We start from the raw sequence: 1,933 nt of genomic DNA on the forward strand, positions 1-1,933 counted from the left end.
CCCTGGGAGAGTAGGTCGCTGCCAGGCCTGCCAAGGACAAGGTTTCCTCCTCTTGCGATGTTCGAATCCAAAACGCCGCCTCCGGTAACGGAGGCGGCGTTTTCGTTTGTCTCGAGCTCAAGGTCGAGGTCGTGTGGGATCTTGGGGATTCTTAAATCAGAAGGCTGATTGAGGCCGCCTGCGACGTCCTGCAGGCAGAGCTGTGGAGACTGGACTATCGCCGCGCCACCAGCACGCCGATCAAGAACGCCACCATCAGCGACGGCAGCGGTGCCTCGCGCACCATGCCGCGAACGATGTCCGGCCAGTGCTGATCCGGGACGAGTTTTGGAGATCTGATCTCGGCCGTGGGCATGATGCCCCAGCTTGATGCGAGTTCAGCGATCTCGCTCGAGGCTAAACGCGAGTCGTCGCGGACGCGGAAGATCGCGGCATCGGATCGCTCGCGCGGCGCGAGCGCCATCAGCGTCGCGATGGCTGTGCGCAGCGTCATCTCGCCGTAGCCTTGCAGCCTCACCGACTCCTCGGGGTCGGACGTCATGCGAAATCATCCCTCACAGCGCGAAGTGGTGCGCGATGGCGAATGCCGCCGTCGCGCAAATGACCAGCGTGGAAACCGCGCCGACCACACCGCGCGCGAGGTCGGCTCGCGTCAGGTGCCTGGTCATGATTTTGCTCCATGCTCTGCATGGAAATGGCGGCGGAGGGTGTTGGTTCCTTGCGCACTCGGCCAATCGTCGAGCCCGTAGGATGGGTAGGGCCCTTTCGAAACCCATCACCCTTCATCCCTCGAGAGGAATCGATGGGTTTCGGTTCGCCTACCCATCCTACGCGCTGCGCCCTGCTATTTCCGCAGCAGCTCGCTCAGTGCCGCCGTCGCCTCGGCGCAGCGGATATCGTCGATCTCACGTGACAGGCCGAGCGCACTCGATTTCAGTTCTTCGATCGTCCAGCTCTCGGGATGCTGGCTTTCGAGCTGACTGAGACGCTTGTTGAGATCGTCCAGTCTGGACTGGAGCTGCCCGATGCTGGCAACCCCATTCACTTTCCATACGCGTTGTGCACGCATCGTCGTTCCCCTGCTAGTCTCACGGCGTTGTGAGAGCGGTTCGTGGCCGCAATGGGAGTTTCTTTTGTCCGGCTTCAGATCGCGGGGAACCGTTGCAGATTAGCAACGAAGTTCCCGGACCTTGGCGTGCGGTCCCACGACGAGACCCCTCAGGCATGAAATTTGATTGTGCGCCGTCGCAACGATGCGCGCGGGAGGCCCTGGCGAGCGATGCGCCGGGCCGAGAGGACTGGGCTTCGACAATCCTGCAAGCGAACGAAGGCAAGCGAACGAAGGAAAGACGCGTGGCGAGATTTGTGAATGTCGCGGCCGGCCAGCTTGGCCTGGTCGCGAGAACCGAGACGGTCGCAAGATGCACGACGAAGGGCGACGAGATCGCGCTCGCCCGCTGCGATATCGATCTCTGCAACTCCTACAAGCGGTCCATCTTCAATTTCGACGTCCACCGCGAGCCCCGGGCGTACGGGCTGATCGTCGAGCGCAAGGGCGTGACCATCATGGCGGACGGAACGCCGGTAGGGCCGAAGGGGTGATTGTTCTCTCCCTTGTCATTCCGGGGCGATGCGACGGGATCGCGCGACGCCGGAGCATCGAGCCCGGAATCCATCGGGCCGCAAGACACGCTGTGAAATGGATTCTCAGATGTGCAATTGCGCATCATAGCTCGCCGCTTCGCGGCGCCCCGGAATGACGCCGGGAAGCCCGGGTGTTTCGCTCCGTCGTCAATCCCTCGCCGCAAAAATATTCCGCTTTACCGAAATTCGGATTTGTCGTATGTGTCGCCCATCCCGGCTCTACCTTGAGGGGCGATCATGTGTCGTCACGTTTCGCGAGCCGGGCTTGCGGTGGACGCGGCAGCGTCCG

Annotated in this window: 2 protein-coding genes and 1 pseudogene; 1 reads left to right on the forward strand and 2 read right to left on the reverse strand. The window is 62.2% G+C overall.

The genetic code is table 11. The features are described from left to right. Positions 1–214: 214 nt before the first annotated feature. Together AC630_RS41385 and AC630_RS41390 are read right to left on the reverse strand one after the other, a co-directional pair. A complete protein-coding gene (locus tag AC630_RS41385; RefSeq protein WP_074124161.1) occupies positions 215–541 on the reverse strand; it encodes a hypothetical protein in 327 nt (108 codons plus the stop codon). 303 nt (positions 542–844) lie between these two features. Then, on the reverse strand, positions 845–1,069 hold the full coding sequence (locus tag AC630_RS41390) for a hypothetical protein (RefSeq protein WP_074124163.1): 225 nt from the start codon (positions 1,067–1,069) through the stop codon (positions 845–847). A 338-nt stretch (positions 1,070–1,407) separates the two neighbouring features. On the opposite strand from AC630_RS41390, the pseudogene AC630_RS41395 reads away from it, so the two are divergent. Beyond that, positions 1,408–1,602: pseudogene (locus AC630_RS41395) on the forward strand (N-carbamoyl-D-amino-acid hydrolase); the annotation flags it as partial. Positions 1,603–1,933 lie beyond the last annotated feature (331 nt).

Source organism: Bradyrhizobium sp. AS23.2, assembly GCF_001908185.1.
Classification (GTDB): Bacteria; Pseudomonadota; Alphaproteobacteria; order Rhizobiales; family Xanthobacteraceae; genus Bradyrhizobium.

Bases quoted from the DNA above. Each gene is read 5' to 3' on its own strand.
- AC630_RS41385 (WP_074124161.1), bottom strand. From the start codon at position 541: ATGACGTCCGACCCCGAGGAGTCGGTGAGGCTGCAAGGCTACGGCGAG.
- AC630_RS41390 (WP_074124163.1), bottom strand. From the start codon at position 1,069: ATGCGTGCACAACGCGTATGGAAAGTGAATGGGGTTGCCAGCATCGGG.